Here is a 17,223-nt window from a genome sequence, read left to right as displayed (position 1 = left end):
GCATCGGCGCGATCGGCGAGATCGAGGTGCGCGGGCCGAACCTGTTCCTGGAGTAGAAGGAGATCACCGACTCGGCCGGCCAGGTCGTCACGTAGACGGCCTCTTCTTGTATTTTGTACCGGAGTTCAACTCCGAGATCCTCGTAAAGCCTCGCGAGCCTTTCTGGCTTCCCTTCCATGATGATTGTCGTCACGTCGTCGAGCCCGTCGAGTCTCGCTTGTACTTCAGCGTCAGTGAGCGCTGTCGGTGAGGGCAGCCCTTTCAGTTCGGCGCTCGCCGCCGCACGCTGTTCCTCCGCTTCGTTGATCGCAGTCACGAGCCCACACAAGTTGGAGGCTGGAGCCGACGAGACGTGGGCATGTCCACTCGACGCGGTCCAGGACTTCGTCAAAGCTGGCAAGGAGGCGCTAGGTGACTCTGGCGTCCTACGCGCCTACGTGCGACTGAGCGACGGAAGGCTGTTCAAGTCGAAGAACACGGCCAGGTGACCACCGAAATTGGCGTCGGTTCCGCGTGGGAGATGCGACGCAGCTTCGCGTCGATGCTATCCGCCTCTGGAGTGAAGATCGAGGACATCGCTCGCCTGGTCGGCCACAGCTGCGAATTAGGTGTTGCCCAGGCAGGCACAACTGTCTGGGCAGCACCGTCAGTGATGGCGCCCCACGAGCGTATTGAGCGCTCCGGCGGCTCCTAGGCCTGCTAGCAGTCCCGCGGCCAGACCCGACAGCACGCCAACAGTGACCCCCGCGCCAGCCCCGGCAGCTTGCGCCGCACCGATGCCAGCGGGCACCCCAGCCGCAACGGACGCAACGAGGCCGATCATCGCGGCCAGTGCCAGGATGGTCAGACTCCTTATAGAGAACAGTGTGCCTGGTCCCTCATCGGATCTGCCGACAGAGTTGTCTGATTTCGCGACAGCGCGCGAAGGCTCTACAGTCACAGCGTCCCTTCCTGCTGACCTGTGGGTGGCGGACTGAGACGGCTCCCGTTGGCGCGGGGGCCGTCTGCGTTTCACAGCCAGCCTCACCGTCTTGGCGACTAGGTTCGCACAGCACCAGTCAAATAAGTTTGACCAGGTGGGAGACGATGTCGAGAGGCGCGAATGGCCCCTATACACAGCGAGCCATGAGAACTGGCCCAGCCACGCACTTTCCGACGGGGCAATGGCCCTGCGCCTTGGTGCCAGCTGGCTACTGGACGCCGCCTACCGGATGCCCCGGACCGCGCTGAACGCCCTAGAGTCGCTTCGATGGATGGAGCGTGCGCTCGAACTCGAACGCACGCTGCTCGTGGCACAGGCACGCTTCGAGGGCGCAAGTTGGACCGACATTGCTCGCCACATGGGTCTGACCAAGCAAGCCGTCCACCATCGGTACAGCGAACATGCCACCCAAATCATCCGGCTGACCATGTCCAACGACTACTCGGACGAAGAGTGGACCGACTACATCTACGCCCATTTCCGCGCTTGGGGGAGCCAGGGGTGGACGAGGACTAACCCTCCAGCCGTGCCGGCACCGCTCAATACGGCGCTCCGGCAGGTAGACGTGTGACGCGTCCCGTCCCATGCACGCAGACCCTCGAAGCCCCAGCGCCGAGGCCACAAGCACGAGGGTGGGACGGGCTCCGTCGTCCCGTCCCACCCTCTGCGTCTCGCTGTCTGTGCAGGTAGCTGCCGAGTTGTGGCCGTCCCATCACCTGTCCCAGTCGCCAACGCTCATCGCACAGCTGGGACAGGCTACGAGCAGCCTCCGCCTAGATAAGGCGTGTGTTTAGCGAGCAAGATCGTCCTCGGACATAAGCATTATCCACACAGGCCGCGAGATTGATGGAAACCTCAACCTCGCGGCTTTTGTGTGAGTAGCTGACCTGCAGGTCAAGCCTGCGATAGAGGTCGCTGAGGCTCTCCGGCTTGGCGTCGCCCAGCTTGATGCCGACGTCTCCTAGGTTCTCCACCATGGCGTAGAGGTCAGCGCTCTCGAACCCACGCGCAGTCGGTACGTCCACGAGTTCGGCCTGAGCAACCGCGCGCTTCGCCTGCGCTTCGTTCACAGCCTCGACCAGCGCCGCCGGGTCCACCCCCGCCTTGATCGCGTTCTGGAACCGCTTCAACTCCTCCTCGGCCGCAGCCAGCCGCTGTTGAGCCGACTTGTGCGTCGTCTCTTCTCTCTTGTCCGGCTCCTGAGCTTCCAGCAGCGCGCGGGGTGCCAAAACCTCGACCTAACGGGCCTGACCTGCGGATCAAGCGGCTGCAGGTCCGTACTCATTGATCAAGCCGCCGAGCACTCGCCGGCGACGTACGGATCTACAACCTGGCGCTGCGATGGGGTGATCCGGTTGCGGCGGAGTATGGTCCCGTGCTCTGTGTGGCCGTCGGTGGTTGTAGTGGGACACGTAGCGGTTCAGCACTGATGTCAGGTGACGCTCGTTGAAGATGAGCAGTCGGTCTGTGAGCTCTCGCCTTACGGTGCCCACGAACCGCTCGGCGTAGCAGTTGGCCCCGTGGACATCGCGGCGGGATCTTTACGATGTCGATGCCGGCGTCAGCGAGAACAGAATCAAACGACGCCGCGAACTGGCCCGCCCTGTCACGAACCAGGAATCGAAAGTCGTTCGCCCGATCGTCAAGCGTCATAAGGAAGTTGCGAGCGTGCTGGGTGGTCCACGGCCCGTCAGGGTTACAAGTGGTCCCGAGGATATGGACGTAGCGGGTGTCGACCTCCATCACGAAGAACACGTACACCCGCTTCAACGTGACGACGCAGTCGACATGAAAGAAGTCGCACGCCAGCATGCTCGCAGCCTGAGCACGCAGGAACCGCCGCCACGACAGGTCGGAGTCTCGAGTCGGCGAAGGCGGAATCCGAAGCCGCTTCAGAACGCGACGAACAGTCGACGCGGCCGTCCGGTGGCCGAGCTTGAGCAGCTCACCTTGGATACGGCGGGAACGCCAGCCTGTGTTCTGCCGGGTTATCCGCTCGATCAACACCACCACGGTCTTATCGACCTGCGGTCGCCCAGCCCGGTTCGGGTAAGTCCACTTCTTGGCGATCAACCGCCGATGCCACCGCAACACGGTGCCCGGAGACACCAACCGGTGCTCCCGTAGCCAGCGAGGTAGTCGCCGCACCAACGCGGCCAGAACCACACGATCAGCCCAATCCAACCGCGGACGGCGCTGACCTCGACGCAACACCGCGACCTCATGCCACAACACCAGCAACTCGACGTCCTTCGACGCCGACGACCGGCCGAGCAGCACCAGCCAGCCAACCAGCTGGACAAACGACGAGGTACAGCAGTCGCAGCGCCACGCCCACGATCATGCCGACCGAACGACAGTGCCCGACCACCGCAGCTCAACGCGTGTTTTCAGAGTTCTGGCACCCCACAGGCTGGGTGGGCGTCCGGTGCGTCGTCTCGCGGTGTAGTCCCTCTTCCAGGCGATGAACCTGCGATGCCAGCCGAGCACCGTGCCTGGCGTGGCTGGGAAGACCTCGCGCCAGCGCGCACGAGGTATCAGCCTGGACAGCGCGGCGAACCAGAATCGGTCCGCCGACTTGTAGCGGACCGGGCCAGCCAGCTGCCGACGAAGCACAGTGTTCTCATGCCGAAGCACAAGCAGTTCCGCATCCCTCGCCGTCTCACCGCGGAGCAGCACCGACGCAGCGGACAGCACCCTTGTACAGCAGAGACAAGATCACCTGAGCATGCTCTCAGCCTGGGAAAGATGCGCTGCCACGCTGCAGTGACGACTTTCGAGCGGCACACCTCCGGAGGCGTGCACCACCGCTACCCCGGCCGCCCTGGGGCTGAGGGACTTCGCGCCCCAGGACGACCTGGTGTTCAGGAGGACTTGTAGTACGGGTACCGCGAAGAGTCGTCGTACGGCGTGTACGTGGGTGCGTGCAGCATCCGGGGAAACTGGCCCCACTTCGACCGCACCTGGGTCTTGCCGTCACCGACATTGATCCCGGAGTGGTCGTCGGACTTCCAGGACACGCGCATGGTGTCGTACCACGGCCTTGGCTTCGACCACGCCGTGAAGCTGCCGTCGTTCCAGTACGTGTCGTCACCGGGCGAGCTCATCCACAGGTTGTTGGTGGTCGCCTGCGAATGCCACGCGTAGGAGTGGCAGTTGTACTTTCGCGTCGCGTTCGTCTCGCGCTTGGCCCGCGGGTAGGTACGTGCCACATAGGCATTGATCGCCGCGATGTCCGCCCTGGACAGTTCGACCGTCACCACCATCACGCGGACCGCCGAGCCACGTGGCGTGCGCACATTGCTGTAGTAGTCATCGGTCGAGAAGTCACCGGCCGGGTGCCTCCCAGACGGTTCGGCGAAGTGCGCCGCGACCTTCCTGCGAATGTCCTCGACCACGTCCGGCGACACGGCGAGGCCGTCGCGCAGGAACTCCGAGTCGCGCCACTCCCAACCCTCCTGCGCGGCGAGCGTCCTGCCGAGGAGCACACCGGTCGGCTCCAGCCCGGGCTCACCGTAGAACTCCGGCTGGGTGCGCTTCGCGTCGGACTTCGCGGTGGCAACCCGCAGCAGACTCTCCCTCTGACCAGCGGACATCCCGGTCAGCACCGACGGTTGCGCGAGCACGAGCTCGAGCTTCCACGCCGTGAACGTGTGCTCCCCCGCAGCCGCCAGGTCAGCGACCGGCGGCACCGCCACGTCGAACGCTTCGTAACGACGCGCCAGCACCGTGCCCGCGTCTGGACGGCGCAGCAGCTCGGACAGGCCGTTGAAGCCCTCAGCGACGCGTTCAACACCGGCCTGCACCTTGTCGTGCGCCAATGCGTCCCAGAACATCGGGTAGTCCAGCACTGCGGTGACCAGCTGGTCGGTCGACATCGCTGCCGCCTGCCCAGCCGGCAGTTGCACCGCAGCCAGCATTTCCTCGTGTGTGGTGAACTCGGCCCACTCGGCCGTGCCCGGAAGCACGGACGGTTCGTGGGCGGCGGCCGCGGGTGCGGTCAGAGACGTGCCGACGACTCCCGCCACACCTGCGAGCGCGGCGGCTCTCAGCCACCAGCGACGATTGTGCTCCATGGAAATTCCCCCTCTTCAGTTCTGCACTAGACGGTCTCTAGTGGACGGTCAGACAGCGAAGATCGGCGTTCCGTTGACCGTGCGGTAGACGAAGAACGTGGTCTGGCCGTTGCCGTTGTTGATGGTCGCGAACGTCGGATCGGTCGCCGCTGCGGGTGCCGGCTGGTCCACCTGTGCGGAGGTCCAGTCCTTGAACACGCCGGTGCCCTGTCCGGTTTCCACCCGGTGTAGGTGTACTTCCAGACCGCGTTCAGATCCGTCGTGACCGTGGTGACGTGCGCACCCGTCCACGTGAACCGCAGGTCCCGGCCGGCGGTGTTCGCCTGGCTGTTGGAGATCTGCGCCTTGGCGAGCCGCCCGTCGGTGTTGTTGTAGGTCCGCGCGTGGCCGTCGCCGGCTCACGGACGGTGCGAGCACTGGTTCCCCCTTGGTGTGTGCAGCAGGGCTCAAAGCGCTTGAGTGATCAGGAAGATCGGGACGCTTCTCAGCATGGTCAGGATGTTTCCCCAACCGCTCTACACGATCGCTACACGCGGCAGCAGGCCCCGCTCGACGGTTGTGTCTCCGAGCTGCGGCAGGCACCTACCACCGCTACGACAACCTCTGGCGCCGCGTCGGCGAAAACCTCGGCTGGGCGGGCAAACAAGGCGTCAGCACCCACTGGCTCCGCTACACCACGCTCACCTGGGTCGAACGGCACTTCGGCTACGCCGTCGCCCGCGCCTACGCCGGACACAACGACACCAACACCGACGCCGGCAGCACCACAACCTACGTCCGCGCCACCCTGGAAGAAGTCGCCACAGCACTGGCCGCCCTCACCGGCGAGCACCATCCCCTGGCCGCGTAGCTGATTCCAGAACAGTGGGTTGCGTGCTTCTTGGACAAGGAGCATGCAACCCCGTGGCCGCCCCGGGAGGGGACGTGCTGACGACCGGCGCCAGGCAGTGTCGAGCGGGCGCACAAACCCTCGGCCGTGATCGTGGACCTTTGATTGTGACAGCAGGTCAGCGGTGACGTACTCGATCACTTGCCCTAAATATAGTCAACACTGAAGCAACTGTGAGAACAGTTGAGTTGACTCGCGGTGATTGAGACCCAGGTCGATCAGTCATTCAAGGCGACTGAGCGGTGGACGCTCTGGCGGGCACGAAACTCGCCCAGCGCTTCCCCGATTGGGGCATGACTCCCTCGGCTCCTCGCTTGGAGGTTTTCCAAGCGGTACCAAGGAACTCGCACAGTGTGCGCAGTAAGCGCCAAGGCGAGGGGACCATGTGTCTGAACAGCGTGACCAGCCACCCGTGCTCGACCGCGACGGCGGGCCGTTGAGCGTTGACCTGAGCGAAGCCGACGCGCAGTTCCGGCAGTGGATGCACGACAACCTCAACCACGCAGCCGGCCACTTCGGCCTCACCATCGCAGGGCAAGCTCGACTCGGCTGGCTCGACCGGTCGATCAGCGCACCCGTACAAACAGCCGACCGGCAACTCTGGCTTCGCGTGGTATCCGAGGACAAACAGTGGACCGGCGGCGACTTCTGGACCGGAAACCTTGAGGCCAACGTGTTCGCCACGCTGTCCAAGCCGCGCGTTCTCGACGTCTACGAGTGGGAGGAATGGCGGCAGCAGCGTGCGGAGCTAATGACATTGGCTCCAGGCTCACCGTGCTCCCCCACTGACACCTTGCGCCACGCGATCAGCCTTCCCGACCAATGGTGGACGCAACTCCGCAGAACGATCGAGGTGGTCGCAGCGACGCCGACCGACCGGATCAATGCCGATCAGGCATTGGTCACCGGCAGGATCCAGCAGTACTTCGGGAATTCGGTAAACCCTGTGGTCCGCCACTGGGAAACTGTGCACGGCGACCTGCACTGGGCGAACCTGATGGGACCGGACTTCGGCCTGCTGGACTGGGAACTGTGGGGCCGTGGTCCAACAGGGACAGACGCAGCCACACTGCTCTGCTACAGCCTTCTCGTGCCGGACACAGCGGAACGAGTGCGCGACACCTTCGCCGACGTACTCGGCACCGACGCAGGCCAGCTCGCACTGCTCTACGTCGCAGCCCGGCTGCTACACCGAGTCGACAAAGGCGACCACCCACACCTCGCCGCACCACTCAGGAAGCTCATCGAGACCTTGTGAGCCACCCGTCAGACCGCCTCCTCGAGTAGCGACTGCGCCTCCCCGAGACTGGCGATCAGCGCCTTGGACTCGCCCGCGTCCAAACTGGACTCACTCAGCGCACGCACAACCTCTCCGTAGGCCGCGATCGAGGCGTCGTCCTCGATGAACGCGGTAGAGGTTTCGCATTCCACGCACACCACGGGTTCGTACTTGTCGAAGGTCAGCCGGGTGAACGGCCTGTCCATCCCGACGTGCGCGCCGATCGCCGTTGGCACGATCCGGATGTTGACGTTCGGGCGCACTGCCATGCGCAACAGGTGATGCACTTGCTCCTGGTGAGCGCCTTCTCCACCGACCGGCAGGCTTAGCTCCAGTTGGTGGATGTAGAACGTGCAAGTCAGCCCGCTGCGGCGAAGCTGCTCCTCATCTTCAATCGGGCCTTCACACGTGCATCCACTTCAGCCCTGGGCACGGTGGGCGAAGCCATGATCGCCGCACTCATGTACGCGGGCGTCTGCAGCAACTCCGGCAACGCGAGCCCGCGCCAGCTGATCAACGTCTTGGCCGCCGCGAGATTCTCGGCAAGCGTGCTGCTGGACGGCGGCGGTATCTACAACGGCCTGCACGGCACACTGACGACCACCGGTGTCACCGGCGGCCCGATGCTCGTCGGCCGCAACACCGGAGCACGCGGGGGTGGCATCGCGGCGGTCGACTCGGGCACGACCACGATGACCCAGACCGCCGTGACGACCAACGTCGCCGTGCTCACCGCGGGCGGGGTCTACCGCCAGGGCGGCACCATGACCAACAACAACTCACCGATCAGCGGGAACCTGACGAACAACTGCCTCGGCAGCGTCCCTGCCGTGCCCGGCTGCACCGGATGACCACATCCACAACGACGCTGTGGGCCTCCCCGAACGGGAAGGCCCACAGCCACGCGCAAGACCACAAGCAGGCGCTGCCTGCGGCACCCGTCTTCTGTCGACGCGGTTCTCCTCTGCCGCCGGACAGCAGCGCGGCACCACCGAGACGCGTTTGGCTTGGCCAGGTTCGAGTCTTGTGGCTCCATCCACAAGCCGGGTTGGGGTCGTTCCTGTGGCATGTGCGCGAGGACGAGGAAGCCGCGCTGTGGCTGCTGCGGGCCGCCGACGCGGGGCAGGCTGATGCCATGAACCTGTTGGGCGACATCCACGACTTCCGCAGGGCACCCGGCGCGACGATCACCTGGTACACCAAAGCCGCTGAACTCGGCGACGAGGAGGCCGCTCAGAGCCTGGCCGCACTCCGCGATACGTGACGATCAGACCAGGAACTGGCCCTCCTTCGCACACCCCCCCGGACGCTTGCGCCTGGCCTCGCGCCAAGCACGAACACACTGACATGCCGATGAGCGGACGTTTCTGAGCGCAGTGCAGTCGCGTGTTTAGAACCGGGGCGTGCTCGGTGCGTTGCTGGGCGGCGCCTGGCGATACTCAGCCATTCGGGTCAGCGTGTCGATTCCGGCTACCTGGCGGAGGACGTTCGGAGCAGCGGCCCGAATGGTCGGCTCGTGCATGTTCCACACGCCCGGCGGGGTGCGAAACAGATCAGATCCACTATGGCCAGTTCGCCATTCCGCTGCGCTGTTTGACGGCAAACGCTATGGTGCGATCGGAGGGGCAGCCATGGGGGATACGAGGTAGACACCGCCGCGCTGCGCAAAGCCGCGGAGTCCGCGGTCAGCGCCGGTGAACAGGCGAAGCAGGTCAAGCTGGGCGAAGGGCCGGCCGAGATCCCGGCAGGCATGCGAGGCTCGCTGTCCGCGGCCACCGCGCCCAACCTGACCAAGGCGTGGGACGCGAGGCTCGCCGCGTGGGCCGGCGAGATCACGAACTTCGCCGCCGACGTCCGCGCCGCCGCGGACCGCTACGAGAAGGACGAGAACGCCGCGGAGGACGACCTCTCGATCCTGGGCTGGTTGTTCAAATGACCTTCACCTACCACGACGTGCGTACCTGGAACTCGGGCGCGCTCGACGGCGCGGCCGCCACCGTCAAGGCACGCAAAGACAAGATCATCGGCCTGCAGGACGAGCTCAACCTCGCGTTCGGCCCCATCTACTGGCACGGCGATGCGGCGACGGCCGCACAGACCAAGCTCGCCGCCCTCGTCGACCGCGCAGAACACGTCGTCGCCGAAGCCGGCACCGTGCTGCGGGCCTTGCACGACTCGGCCGACGCCCTCGCCGTGCTCCGCCACGAGGTCGAGAACACCGACTCCACCGCGGCGTCCAACCAGTTCACCATCAGCGCTCAGGGTGACATCGTCGACGAACGTCCGCCGGACGCGCAGGACACGCCGGAAAGCCTGCACCAGCGGGCCCGTCTCCGTGCAGAGCTCACCGAGGCCGTCGGCCGGATCCTGCAGGCGGCCCACGAGGTCGACGAGGTGCTCAATAGTGCGCTCACCAAAGCGGAGCAAGCGCAGATCTCCGACGGCGGTGCCACGAGCCTCGCCGAGGCAGACGTCAGCAACAAGACGCAGGACGGCCGCTACCGGATCGGCCCGCCCGACCGTCCGGACATCAAGTTCGACGAGGACTTCGTCTACGGCTCCAAGGAGTCCACGGCTGGCGACCACCTGGATAAGGCGAAGTGGCTCGCCAAGCTCCGCGGTGCCCAGGCGCTCGGCTTGATGCCCGACGGCACTGAGATGTACGAGCACTACTGGAAGAACACCGGTGAGCCCAAGGAGTTCGACTACGAGAAGGCGTACCGCGACGACTCAGGCATCCGCCAGGGCGTCGACTCCGAGATCACCCGCGCCGCCGCAGCGGCCGAGGAGCTTATCCGCAGCGGCAACACCAACTTCCCGATGACAGGGCAGGCCTCGGTCGCACAGCCCTATCCGACCACGGAAAACTGGCAGAAGGCGGTCGGCGGCTACCAGGTGTGGAGCCATTCCAACGTCCGGGTCGAGGGCAACAAGGTCACCATGGAGATCACCGTCAAGGCCGAGGACCGGTACAACTTCAACCGCGGCCAGGCCGACATCGCCACCGGCGCCGGTGACAACGAGAACGGCCGCTTCACCGAGATCGGCTGGGCCAAGCCGTTCGACACGCACGGCACGATCACCAAGACCGCACCTGGGAGGTCGGCCACCCACCCGGTGGGCCGACCGGAGAGCCGGGCGAGGATCGTGAGCCACGCGGGTCGGGCCGCGACCGGGGACCGACCCCGGACAACCCCAGGGAGCGCCGGTGAGGTTCACCAGGTTGACCGCCATGCTGCTGTGCGCGGTGCTGACCGCGGGCTGTCAGTCGTTGTGGAACGGAGGAACGAACGTGCGCACCACCGACGCCGCCGCCAAGTCCGGCACCGGCGAACTGCGAACCGACCTCGAGCCGCTCACCAAGCGGTTCGCGGCCCTGGGCACTCCGGAGCGGGCCCGCTGGATGTCGGGCACCTTCGGCTCCGACCGCGCACCAGGCCCGTCGACCTACTGGATCGATGCCGTGATCACGCTGCCGGAGAGCAAGATCGACGAGCTGAAATCCGCGTACAGCCCCGAGTCCGCAGGCAAGACGCCGGACGTCGTCGATGACCTGCGCGGTGAGCTGCCCATCGGCAGCTTCCTCACCAGTGATCGGCTCGACCAGGCCTTCGCCGCCGACAAGTGGTTCGCCAAGGCCTACCTCGTGCCGGATGACCGCGTGCTCGTGCTCGTCGCCACCGGGAGCTGACGTCTACGGCACGCACCCGTTGCCGTTCCTGAGGTGCAGTTCGGCGCGGACGGCATCGAGGTAGGTGTAGCCAGTGGTATAGAGGTCCGCGCTCTCATGCCGCGAGGCGCGTCCTCACTAGCTAAGCCGGACGATGGTGCTCCCATCTCTCGCTGATGCTGCGAGAACAGACAGCAGGCTCGCCCCTACCAGCCGAAGCATTCAGGGGCTGAGCCTCAATCATGTCTCGTAGCCAGCACGCCAAAGCCTTGAGGCGCACCCATGAGCACCAACACAGTCCAGGCAGCACGACTACTTCTCACTCGTCTCGGCCTCTCACCCGAAGACCTTCTCCGAGAGCCCGCACAAGTCCCCACCTTCGCCGAGTACGTACCCAAAGTCGCCCTCGCTGCCGGCCCAGGCGCACGACGTACCTACTCCACCTACTGGGCACAGATCATCGCCGCGTTCGGAGACAAGCGACTCGATCAGTGCGACGCCACCGACATCGAGATCCTGGCGCGCCAGAGCATGCAGACGCGCATCATCCGGCGAACCGACCGCGGCGGCCACAGCACCGGCGAGCATCTCCTCGCCGCGATGCGCACCATCTACACACATCCGATTCGCGACGAACTCCTTCCGCTGCAGAGCAACCCAGCCGCAGCCATAGCGAAACCCAGCCGACAACGCTCCCTGCGCAGAGCACTCACCAATCCGGAACTGGCCGCGATCAACGACATCGCCGCCACGACAGGTAACGACACTCCACTCGACACACTCATCCTGCGCCTGCACACCGAGACCGCCTGCCGCTGCGGCGGCGCACTCGCGCTCCGCGAGGACGACATCGATCCTCACTGGTGCCTGCTTCGCCTGCGGGAAAAGAACAACACGATCCGCTGGCAACCCGCCAGCCCCACCCTGATCACAGCCCCGCTCCGCCACCGCGATCAGCGCGGCACCGGCAGACCATCACCTGGGCAACTGCTCCGCTACCGCGACGGAACACCGATCACCAGCCGCCGCTACGACGGACTATGGCGCCGAGTCGCACGCCAGCATGCTCGCCGCCTGAGCGCGCAGGAACCGCCGCCACGACAGGTCGGAGTCTCGAGTCGGCGAGGGCGGAATCCGAAGACGCTTAAGCACCCGGCGAACAGTCGACGCGGCCGTCCGGTGGCCGAGCTTGAGCAGCTCACCCTGGATACGGCGGTAACCCCAGCCGGCGTTCTCCCGCGCCAAACGCTCGATCAACGCCACGACGGTCCCATCGATGCGCGGGCGCCCAGCTCGGTTCGAATAGGTCCACTTCTTCGCGACCAAGCGCCGATGCCACCGCAGCACGGTGCCCGGCGACACCAGGCGATGATCCCGCAACCAGGACGGTAGCCGCCCCACCAACGCAGCCAGCACCGCACGATCAGCCCAACTCAACCGCGGACGGCCATGGGTACGCCGCAACACCGCGACCTCGTGCCGCAGAACGAGCAACTCCACGTCTTTGGCCGCCGAAGACCGGCCTAGCAGAACCAGCCAACCGACAAGCCGAACAAAGACGAAGTACAACAACCGAAGCGCCACGCTCACGATCATGCCGTCAGGGCGACAGCACACGATCGCCGCTGCTCAGCTGGCGAGTGCAGAGTTCTGGTACCCCACACGCAGAAACCGCCGCCACGACGTGTCGGAGTCTCGAGTCGGCGAAGGCGGAATCCCAAGCCGCTTCAGCACGCGACGAACAGCCGACGCGGCCGTCCGGCGGCCAAGCTTGAGCAGTTCACCTTGGATACGCCGGTAACCCCAACCGGTGTTCTCCCGCGCCATACGCTCGATCAACGCCACGACGGTCTCATCGACCCGCGGGCGACCACTCCGGTTCGGGTAGGTCCGCTTCTTCGCGACCAACCGTCGATGCCACCGCAACACCGTGCCCGGAGACACCAACCGATGCCGTCGCAGCCACACCGGTAACTGTCGCACCAACGCGGCCAGCACCGCACGATCAGCCCAATCCAACCGAGAACGGCGCTGACTTCGACGCAACACCGCGACCTCATGCCGCAACACCAACAACTCGACGTCCTTCGCCGCGGACGACCGGCCGAGCAGGACCAGCCAGCCACCCAGCTGGACAAAGACGAGATAGCTCAACGGGTGTGTGCAGAGTTCTGGCACCCCACAGGGCCTGATCGCGCAGCTCAGACCGGGTCAGTGCGGCCCAGCTTCGTCGCCAGCACTGTGAAGTAGGGCAAGGTGGACCACGCCTTGTGGTCGCCGATGACGTACAGGCGGTGCTTCGCCCGGCTGACCGCCACGTTGAGCAGGTTGGGTTTGGACGCAGCCCACCTCCGGGCACCTGGTCGGTCGGGTGCGCCGCCCAGCACCAGGACGACGATGTCCGCCTGCTTTCCCTGGACGGCGTGCACCGTCCCGGCCACCAGGCCCCGGTGGCTCTCGGTTCGGCTTGCCACCTGGCGGGCGATGTCGCGGAACGGGCCGATCACCAGGACGTCGGACATGTCGAAGCCCAGTTTCGCGAGCTCGTTGAGGATCCGGTCGAGCTGAACGCCTTCGCCGGGGATCCAGTGGCCCTGAGCGGCGTCGCCCGGCACGTCGATCCACTTCGAGTTCGGCAGCTTCGGGTACTTTTCGGCAAACCGCCTGCCTGGCGCCGGTGCGGTGCCGTCGATCATCAGGCCGTCGTAGGCGACGGTGTTGACGATCTCGAACATCGGCTGGTCACAGCGCCGGTGCACGGTCAGCGGAATCCCGACCCAGGTGGGGGCGTCGTCACCGGGCAGCGAGGTTCCGAGCAAGGTGAGCCGATCGGCCAGGCGCTGCACGGAGGTGTGGCTGGTCAGCCACTGCTCGTCGACTCCGAACTCCAGCCGGATTGCCTGCTCGGCGCGGAAAGGGAGGGCGTTGATCGGCTCCAGCTGGAGGGGATCGCCTACGACGACGGCCCGGCGCGTCCGCCACAACGCGCCGACGGCGTTCTGCGGCGCGGCCTGGCCCGCCTCGTCGATCAGCAGCCATCCCAGCGCTTCTCGGCCAAGATTGCCGAACAGCCGGGCGTAGGAGGCGAACGTCGTCGACACGACCGGCACCACAAAAAAGAGGCTCTGCCACGCGGCGAGCACCGCGTCGGGGTCGAGGTCACGGGGTGCCTCACCGCTGACCAGGTCCACGGCCGCTTGGAGGCTCTGCCGCATCTCTGTGGGTCTGTGACGCAAGAACGCCTTGTGCAGAGCCAAAGCAGCGATGAACAGGGCGCTTCGCGCGGTGTTCCACTCGGCATCGGTCCACAGGGCGGCGAGCTCCCGGCGGTCACGGTCCTGCCACCACGTGGTGTCGGGGTAGTGCCGACCGAGTGCTGCAGCGGCGTCGGTGAGCCGGCCGTCGAGAACTCCGAGTTCTTCCTCCAGTGCCTGGAATTTCGCATTGGCGTGAGCCCGAGCGTGCTCGGCCGATGTCAGTTCCCGGTTGGCGGCCGCGACCGCGCGCCGTGCCGTCTCGAACGGCTCGTGGTGGACCTTCGGCACGGGTATCCCGGCGGCCAGCATTCGTTGCACGGATTCCGCGTCATGTGCGGCGGCGTCAAGGTTCCGTCGGGCGGCGTCGATCTCCCACTGGACCGCCGCCAGCTCCTGGTGTGCGGAGGCCAAATCGTGTTTGGCGGCAACGACCTGCTGAGCCAGCCAGTGGTCCGTTGTAGACCACTTCCGCTTCGCGCCGCCCAACGTGCACAGCGTCACCAGCCATCCCGGCCGGGTGTCCTGATGGGCACTGTGTGCGTTCCAGCGCTCGGTGGTTTGGGCTTCGTGCGACTGAACTTTGCGTTCCGCGGCGACACGACGCCCGGAGCTGAGCCGATCGATGACGCCCCCTCGGTCGCGGATGACGTCCTCGGCGGCGGCCAGGCGGTCGCGCGCCGACTGTTCGTCCTTCGCCTGCTGGGCTAACGCGATGCGGTCGGACTCCGCTTTGTGGACGCGTTCGGCGTCGGCCGCGTCCGCGCACCGCGCCCGCGCCGCATCGATCCGCCGCTCGGCTTCAGCGACCGCTTCCCGTTGGTCCGCCACCCCGGCCGTCAGAACGCTGTGGCGTTCGAGCATCTGGCGAACGACCGCTCGCTCGGTGCGCAGTTCCTCGACTCGCGCCTCAGCGGTCCTGAACTCCTCGACGGCGGTCGCCCACGTGGTGTCCGGTGCCTCCAGCTCGTACTTCTTCAGCACCAGCATCATTCCGCACCAGTCGTCCGGCTTTTGGTCGTCCGGCTTGTGGAACCAGAAGCTGTCGACGAACCGGCCGCGGTTCTTCTTGTTGCCCAGCTTGGCCGCAACCAGCGCCCAGCCCTCAGGATCCTGGTCGGCGGCTGACGTCCCTTTCGGCTCGGTCTCCGGATCTGGCGCGAGCAACGCGGTGGCGATGTCCGCGAAATAGTCCACCTCGGCGGCGTGTTCCCGCCAGGACTCGTCGATGGCGTCCGCGGAGGGGATCTCGTCGGTCACGTTCTCCACCGCGACGTTGTTCGTCGATGCCAGGACCATCTCGAACCCGGTCAGCTCCGGATCCCACTGGTGGATCACGCGCTTGAATTCGCCGGTGCGCCAGTTGAACCGCCGGCCGGTGAAGGCCTTCCCCGGTTCCGGCAACGCCACGAGACGCTGCGCTCTTGTCACGACCAGGTCCGCGACGAGATCACGGAGCATGGTGGTCTTGCCCGTTCCCGGTGGCCCGTTGACCCCGACGAGCCCTTCCGCGTCCTGCAAACCGGAAGCGGTGATCACGGCCAGTTGCTGGCTCAGCGCCAACGCGTGCGCCGAGTTGCTCGGCCATCGACCGCCTGGAACCAGTTGCGGCACGGTCCTCGCCAGCACGTGGTCCAGCCGCTCGCGCACGTCGATCCGGCGGCCGACCGGGATCTCGGCCTCGGGCCGCAGGTACTCCCGCAGCGCCGCGCCGACGTCGCCCTTCTCCGCCTGCTTGGCGACCAGGGCCAGGTCGCTCATGACGAAGCTGTTGAGGAAGTCGTGACCGCCTGGGTTGTCGGCCTTGCGGCGGGCCACGATCTGGCTGCTGATCCGGATGTCCGCCGCTGAGAGGACGCCGGACGTACCCGTCACGCCGACGGCGATCTTCAGGCAGTGTGCGAGGTCGGCGAAGTCCAGAACGCGGAGCACGTGCTGAGGCGGCGTCTCCTTGTCCCCCAGAAGCACCGCGTCGGTGACGAAGTCCCGCCATTCCGCGGTGAAGTCGAGCATGGCGTCCTGCAACTGCGACAACCAATCGGGTCCGCAACCCTTGGACCGGTCCACCTCGCCGGTGGCCCAGGCACAGCTGGACAACACCTCGGAGTTGAGCAGCGCCCGGCCGTCCTCTCCGACCAGGAACGCGGCGACTGCGCTGTCCCCGCCGGGACGCTCGTCGTAGCTCTCCTGGTCCGGTTCGAAGACCTGTGACAGCACGTCGAACACCTCGGTGCGGCGGTAGATGCCCAGGTACACGGTGTGGCGCCAGGCCTGTTCCGGCTTGAGCCGCCACTGGGCGAGCTCGTGCTCCGGTTCCCACGGCAGCGGCTGCCCCTGCCGCGCCACGAACATCCGCTGTTCCCGGTCGGGCTTGTCGACCTTCTGCGGGCTGAACATCTCCACAGTCCGCCAGAACTCGACCACCCGTGCCCGCGTGGCGTCCGCCCCCAGCCCCAACACGTACTCCGATCGTCGCCGTCCAAACGAAGGCAGTCAGCCTAGCGGCCCTGATCATGTTTGTCCCACCCCTCAAAGAAGTCCGACTGGAGTGGAAACTTCCAGAGTTCTGAACGCTTGTGGGGTGCCAACACCGCTCAGCAACCTGACATGCGCATCAGGCTGCGGCGGGTTCGTACCCGTTGATCAAGCAGTCGAGGACTCGCTCGTCGTACTCGCTTGGGCGGCGACCGCTGTGGTCGCCGTGCGATCTCACGCTCAAGCGGGCATGGCGGCGCTTGATCAAGTCGCGATGCCACCTCAGAACCGTGTCCGGGCTGACCAGCAGCCGGAGCCGGCGCAACGGCGCGCGGGCCAGGGGCACGAGCAGGGCGGCGAGCAACGCCCTGCCTCTGGCCACACTAGTGGGCGCTGATCGCCGAGTTGCCGGTGCAGGACCGCGAGTTGATGGCGTAACGCGAGGATCTCGACATCCTTCTCACGGTCGGTCATGCGCAAGAGCCATAGCTCGGCGAAGGCGTGGGCGGGAACGCTAAGGGCGCTTGCGGGCCAGAGTGGTTGTCCGTGGCGGCCAGCTCGGTTCTAGCTCCGCCACTTCACCGCTGGAGGAACGATG

18 protein-coding genes and 2 pseudogenes are annotated in these 17,223 nt (G+C 66.0%); 10 read left to right on the top strand and 10 right to left on the bottom strand.

Annotated elements, in window-relative coordinates; translation table 11 throughout:
• Window positions 1-316, bottom strand: a pseudogene (locus ABZX92_RS39555) (hypothetical protein); the annotation flags it as partial.
• 760 nt (window positions 317-1,076) lie between these two features.
• Here ABZX92_RS39555 and ABZX92_RS39550 point away from each other — a divergent pair.
• Window positions 1,077-1,553 (top strand): hypothetical protein, encoded by a 477-nt coding sequence (locus tag ABZX92_RS39550; RefSeq protein ID WP_355570602.1) that lies wholly within the window; start codon window positions 1,077-1,079, stop codon window positions 1,551-1,553.
• A 202-nt stretch (window positions 1,554-1,755) separates the two neighbouring features.
• Here the strand turns inward: ABZX92_RS39550 and ABZX92_RS39545 are convergent, their stop codons facing one another.
• The 4 genes from ABZX92_RS39545 to ABZX92_RS39530 all read right to left on the bottom strand — a co-directional run bounded on the left by ABZX92_RS39545 (window position 1,756) and on the right by ABZX92_RS39530 (window position 5,280).
• The gene (locus ABZX92_RS39545) at window positions 1,756-2,211 is read right to left on the bottom strand and encodes a hypothetical protein (RefSeq protein WP_355570601.1); all 456 of its coding nucleotides are present in this window, start codon (window positions 2,209-2,211) and stop codon (window positions 1,756-1,758) included.
• A gap of 30 nt (window positions 2,212-2,241) precedes the next feature.
• Window positions 2,242-2,475, bottom strand: a complete 234-nt coding sequence (locus ABZX92_RS39540; RefSeq protein WP_355570600.1) for an integrase core domain-containing protein — start codon at window positions 2,473-2,475, stop codon at window positions 2,242-2,244.
• A gap of 1,371 nt (window positions 2,476-3,846) precedes the next feature.
• Window positions 3,847-5,058, bottom strand: a complete 1,212-nt coding sequence (locus ABZX92_RS39535) for a hypothetical protein (RefSeq protein WP_355570599.1) — start codon at window positions 5,056-5,058, stop codon at window positions 3,847-3,849.
• A 48-nt stretch (window positions 5,059-5,106) separates the two neighbouring features.
• Window positions 5,107-5,280 (bottom strand): hypothetical protein, encoded by a 174-nt coding sequence (locus ABZX92_RS39530; protein ID WP_355570598.1) that lies wholly within the window; start codon window positions 5,278-5,280, stop codon window positions 5,107-5,109.
• A 9-nt stretch (window positions 5,281-5,289) separates the two neighbouring features.
• On the opposite strand from ABZX92_RS39530, the gene ABZX92_RS39525 reads away from it, so the two are divergent.
• The 3 genes from ABZX92_RS39525 (at window position 5,290) to ABZX92_RS39515 (ending at window position 7,205) form a co-directional block, all read left to right on the top strand.
• Complete coding sequence (locus ABZX92_RS39525; protein WP_355570597.1) at window positions 5,290-5,433, top strand: hypothetical protein; 144 nt, start codon at window positions 5,290-5,292, stop codon at window positions 5,431-5,433.
• A 181-nt stretch (window positions 5,434-5,614) separates the two neighbouring features.
• Window positions 5,615-5,908 (top strand): hypothetical protein, encoded by a 294-nt coding sequence (locus ABZX92_RS39520; protein ID WP_355570596.1) that lies wholly within the window; start codon window positions 5,615-5,617, stop codon window positions 5,906-5,908.
• A 475-nt stretch (window positions 5,909-6,383) separates the two neighbouring features.
• Complete coding sequence (locus tag ABZX92_RS39515) at window positions 6,384-7,205, top strand: aminoglycoside phosphotransferase (protein WP_355570605.1); 822 nt, start codon at window positions 6,384-6,386, stop codon at window positions 7,203-7,205.
• A gap of 8 nt (window positions 7,206-7,213) precedes the next feature.
• On the opposite strand, the gene ABZX92_RS39510 is transcribed toward ABZX92_RS39515, so the two are convergent.
• Window positions 7,214-7,621 carry a DUF5753 domain-containing protein gene (locus tag ABZX92_RS39510; protein WP_355570604.1) on the bottom strand — a complete coding sequence of 136 codons (408 nt, stop codon included), beginning with the start codon at window positions 7,619-7,621 and terminating at the stop codon, window positions 7,214-7,216.
• Window positions 7,585-7,710, bottom strand: a complete 126-nt coding sequence (locus ABZX92_RS39505) for a Scr1 family TA system antitoxin-like transcriptional regulator (protein WP_355570603.1) — start codon at window positions 7,708-7,710, stop codon at window positions 7,585-7,587. Before ABZX92_RS39505 ends, ABZX92_RS39510 begins: the two co-directional genes overlap by 37 nt.
• Here ABZX92_RS39505 and ABZX92_RS39500 point away from each other — a divergent pair.
• From ABZX92_RS39500 to ABZX92_RS39475, 6 genes and pseudogenes are all read left to right on the top strand, one after another.
• Entirely contained in the window at window positions 7,673-8,077 is a 405-nt protein-coding gene (locus ABZX92_RS39500; RefSeq protein ID WP_355570606.1) for a hypothetical protein, read from the top strand. The two genes, ABZX92_RS39505 and ABZX92_RS39500, sit on opposite strands and share 38 nt — an antisense overlap.
• Before the next feature lie 173 nt (window positions 8,078-8,250).
• The gene (locus ABZX92_RS39495; RefSeq protein ID WP_355570595.1) at window positions 8,251-8,490 is read left to right on the top strand and encodes a hypothetical protein; all 240 of its coding nucleotides are present in this window, start codon (window positions 8,251-8,253) and stop codon (window positions 8,488-8,490) included.
• A 390-nt stretch (window positions 8,491-8,880) separates the two neighbouring features.
• Window positions 8,881-9,162: pseudogene (locus ABZX92_RS39490) on the top strand (hypothetical protein); the annotation flags it as partial.
• On the top strand, window positions 9,159-10,778 hold the full coding sequence (locus ABZX92_RS39485) for a hypothetical protein (protein WP_355570594.1): 1,620 nt from the start codon (window positions 9,159-9,161) through the stop codon (window positions 10,776-10,778). The pseudogene ABZX92_RS39490 and the gene ABZX92_RS39485, both read left to right, overlap by 4 nt.
• Window positions 10,690-10,917, top strand: a complete 228-nt coding sequence (locus tag ABZX92_RS39480; RefSeq protein ID WP_355570593.1) for a hypothetical protein — start codon at window positions 10,690-10,692, stop codon at window positions 10,915-10,917. Before ABZX92_RS39485 ends, ABZX92_RS39480 begins: the two co-directional genes overlap by 89 nt.
• Before the next feature lie 261 nt (window positions 10,918-11,178).
• Complete coding sequence (locus tag ABZX92_RS39475; protein WP_355570592.1) at window positions 11,179-12,288, top strand: site-specific integrase; 1,110 nt, start codon at window positions 11,179-11,181, stop codon at window positions 12,286-12,288.
• Window positions 12,289-12,525: 237 nt separating this feature from the next.
• On the opposite strand, the gene ABZX92_RS39470 is transcribed toward ABZX92_RS39475, so the two are convergent.
• The 3 genes from ABZX92_RS39470 to ABZX92_RS39460 all read right to left on the bottom strand — a co-directional run bounded on the left by ABZX92_RS39470 (window position 12,526) and on the right by ABZX92_RS39460 (window position 17,007).
• Window positions 12,526-13,050 carry a helix-turn-helix domain-containing protein gene (locus ABZX92_RS39470; RefSeq protein WP_355570591.1) on the bottom strand — a complete coding sequence of 175 codons (525 nt, stop codon included), beginning with the start codon at window positions 13,048-13,050 and terminating at the stop codon, window positions 12,526-12,528.
• 47 nt (window positions 13,051-13,097) lie between these two features.
• Window positions 13,098-16,610, bottom strand: coding sequence for an AAA domain-containing protein (locus tag ABZX92_RS39465; protein WP_355570590.1), 3,513 nt, complete (start codon window positions 16,608-16,610; stop codon window positions 13,098-13,100).
• Between the two features lie 154 nt (window positions 16,611-16,764).
• A complete protein-coding gene (locus tag ABZX92_RS39460) occupies window positions 16,765-17,007 on the bottom strand; it encodes a hypothetical protein (RefSeq protein WP_355570589.1) in 243 nt (80 codons plus the stop codon).
• Window positions 17,008-17,223 lie beyond the last annotated feature (216 nt).

The organism is Lentzea sp. NPDC006480, assembly GCF_040611995.1.
Classification (GTDB): Bacteria; Actinomycetota; Actinomycetes; order Mycobacteriales; family Pseudonocardiaceae; genus Lentzea.
The sequence above is the reverse complement of the archived record's forward strand: the minus strand, read 5'-3'. Positions and strand labels throughout refer to the sequence as shown.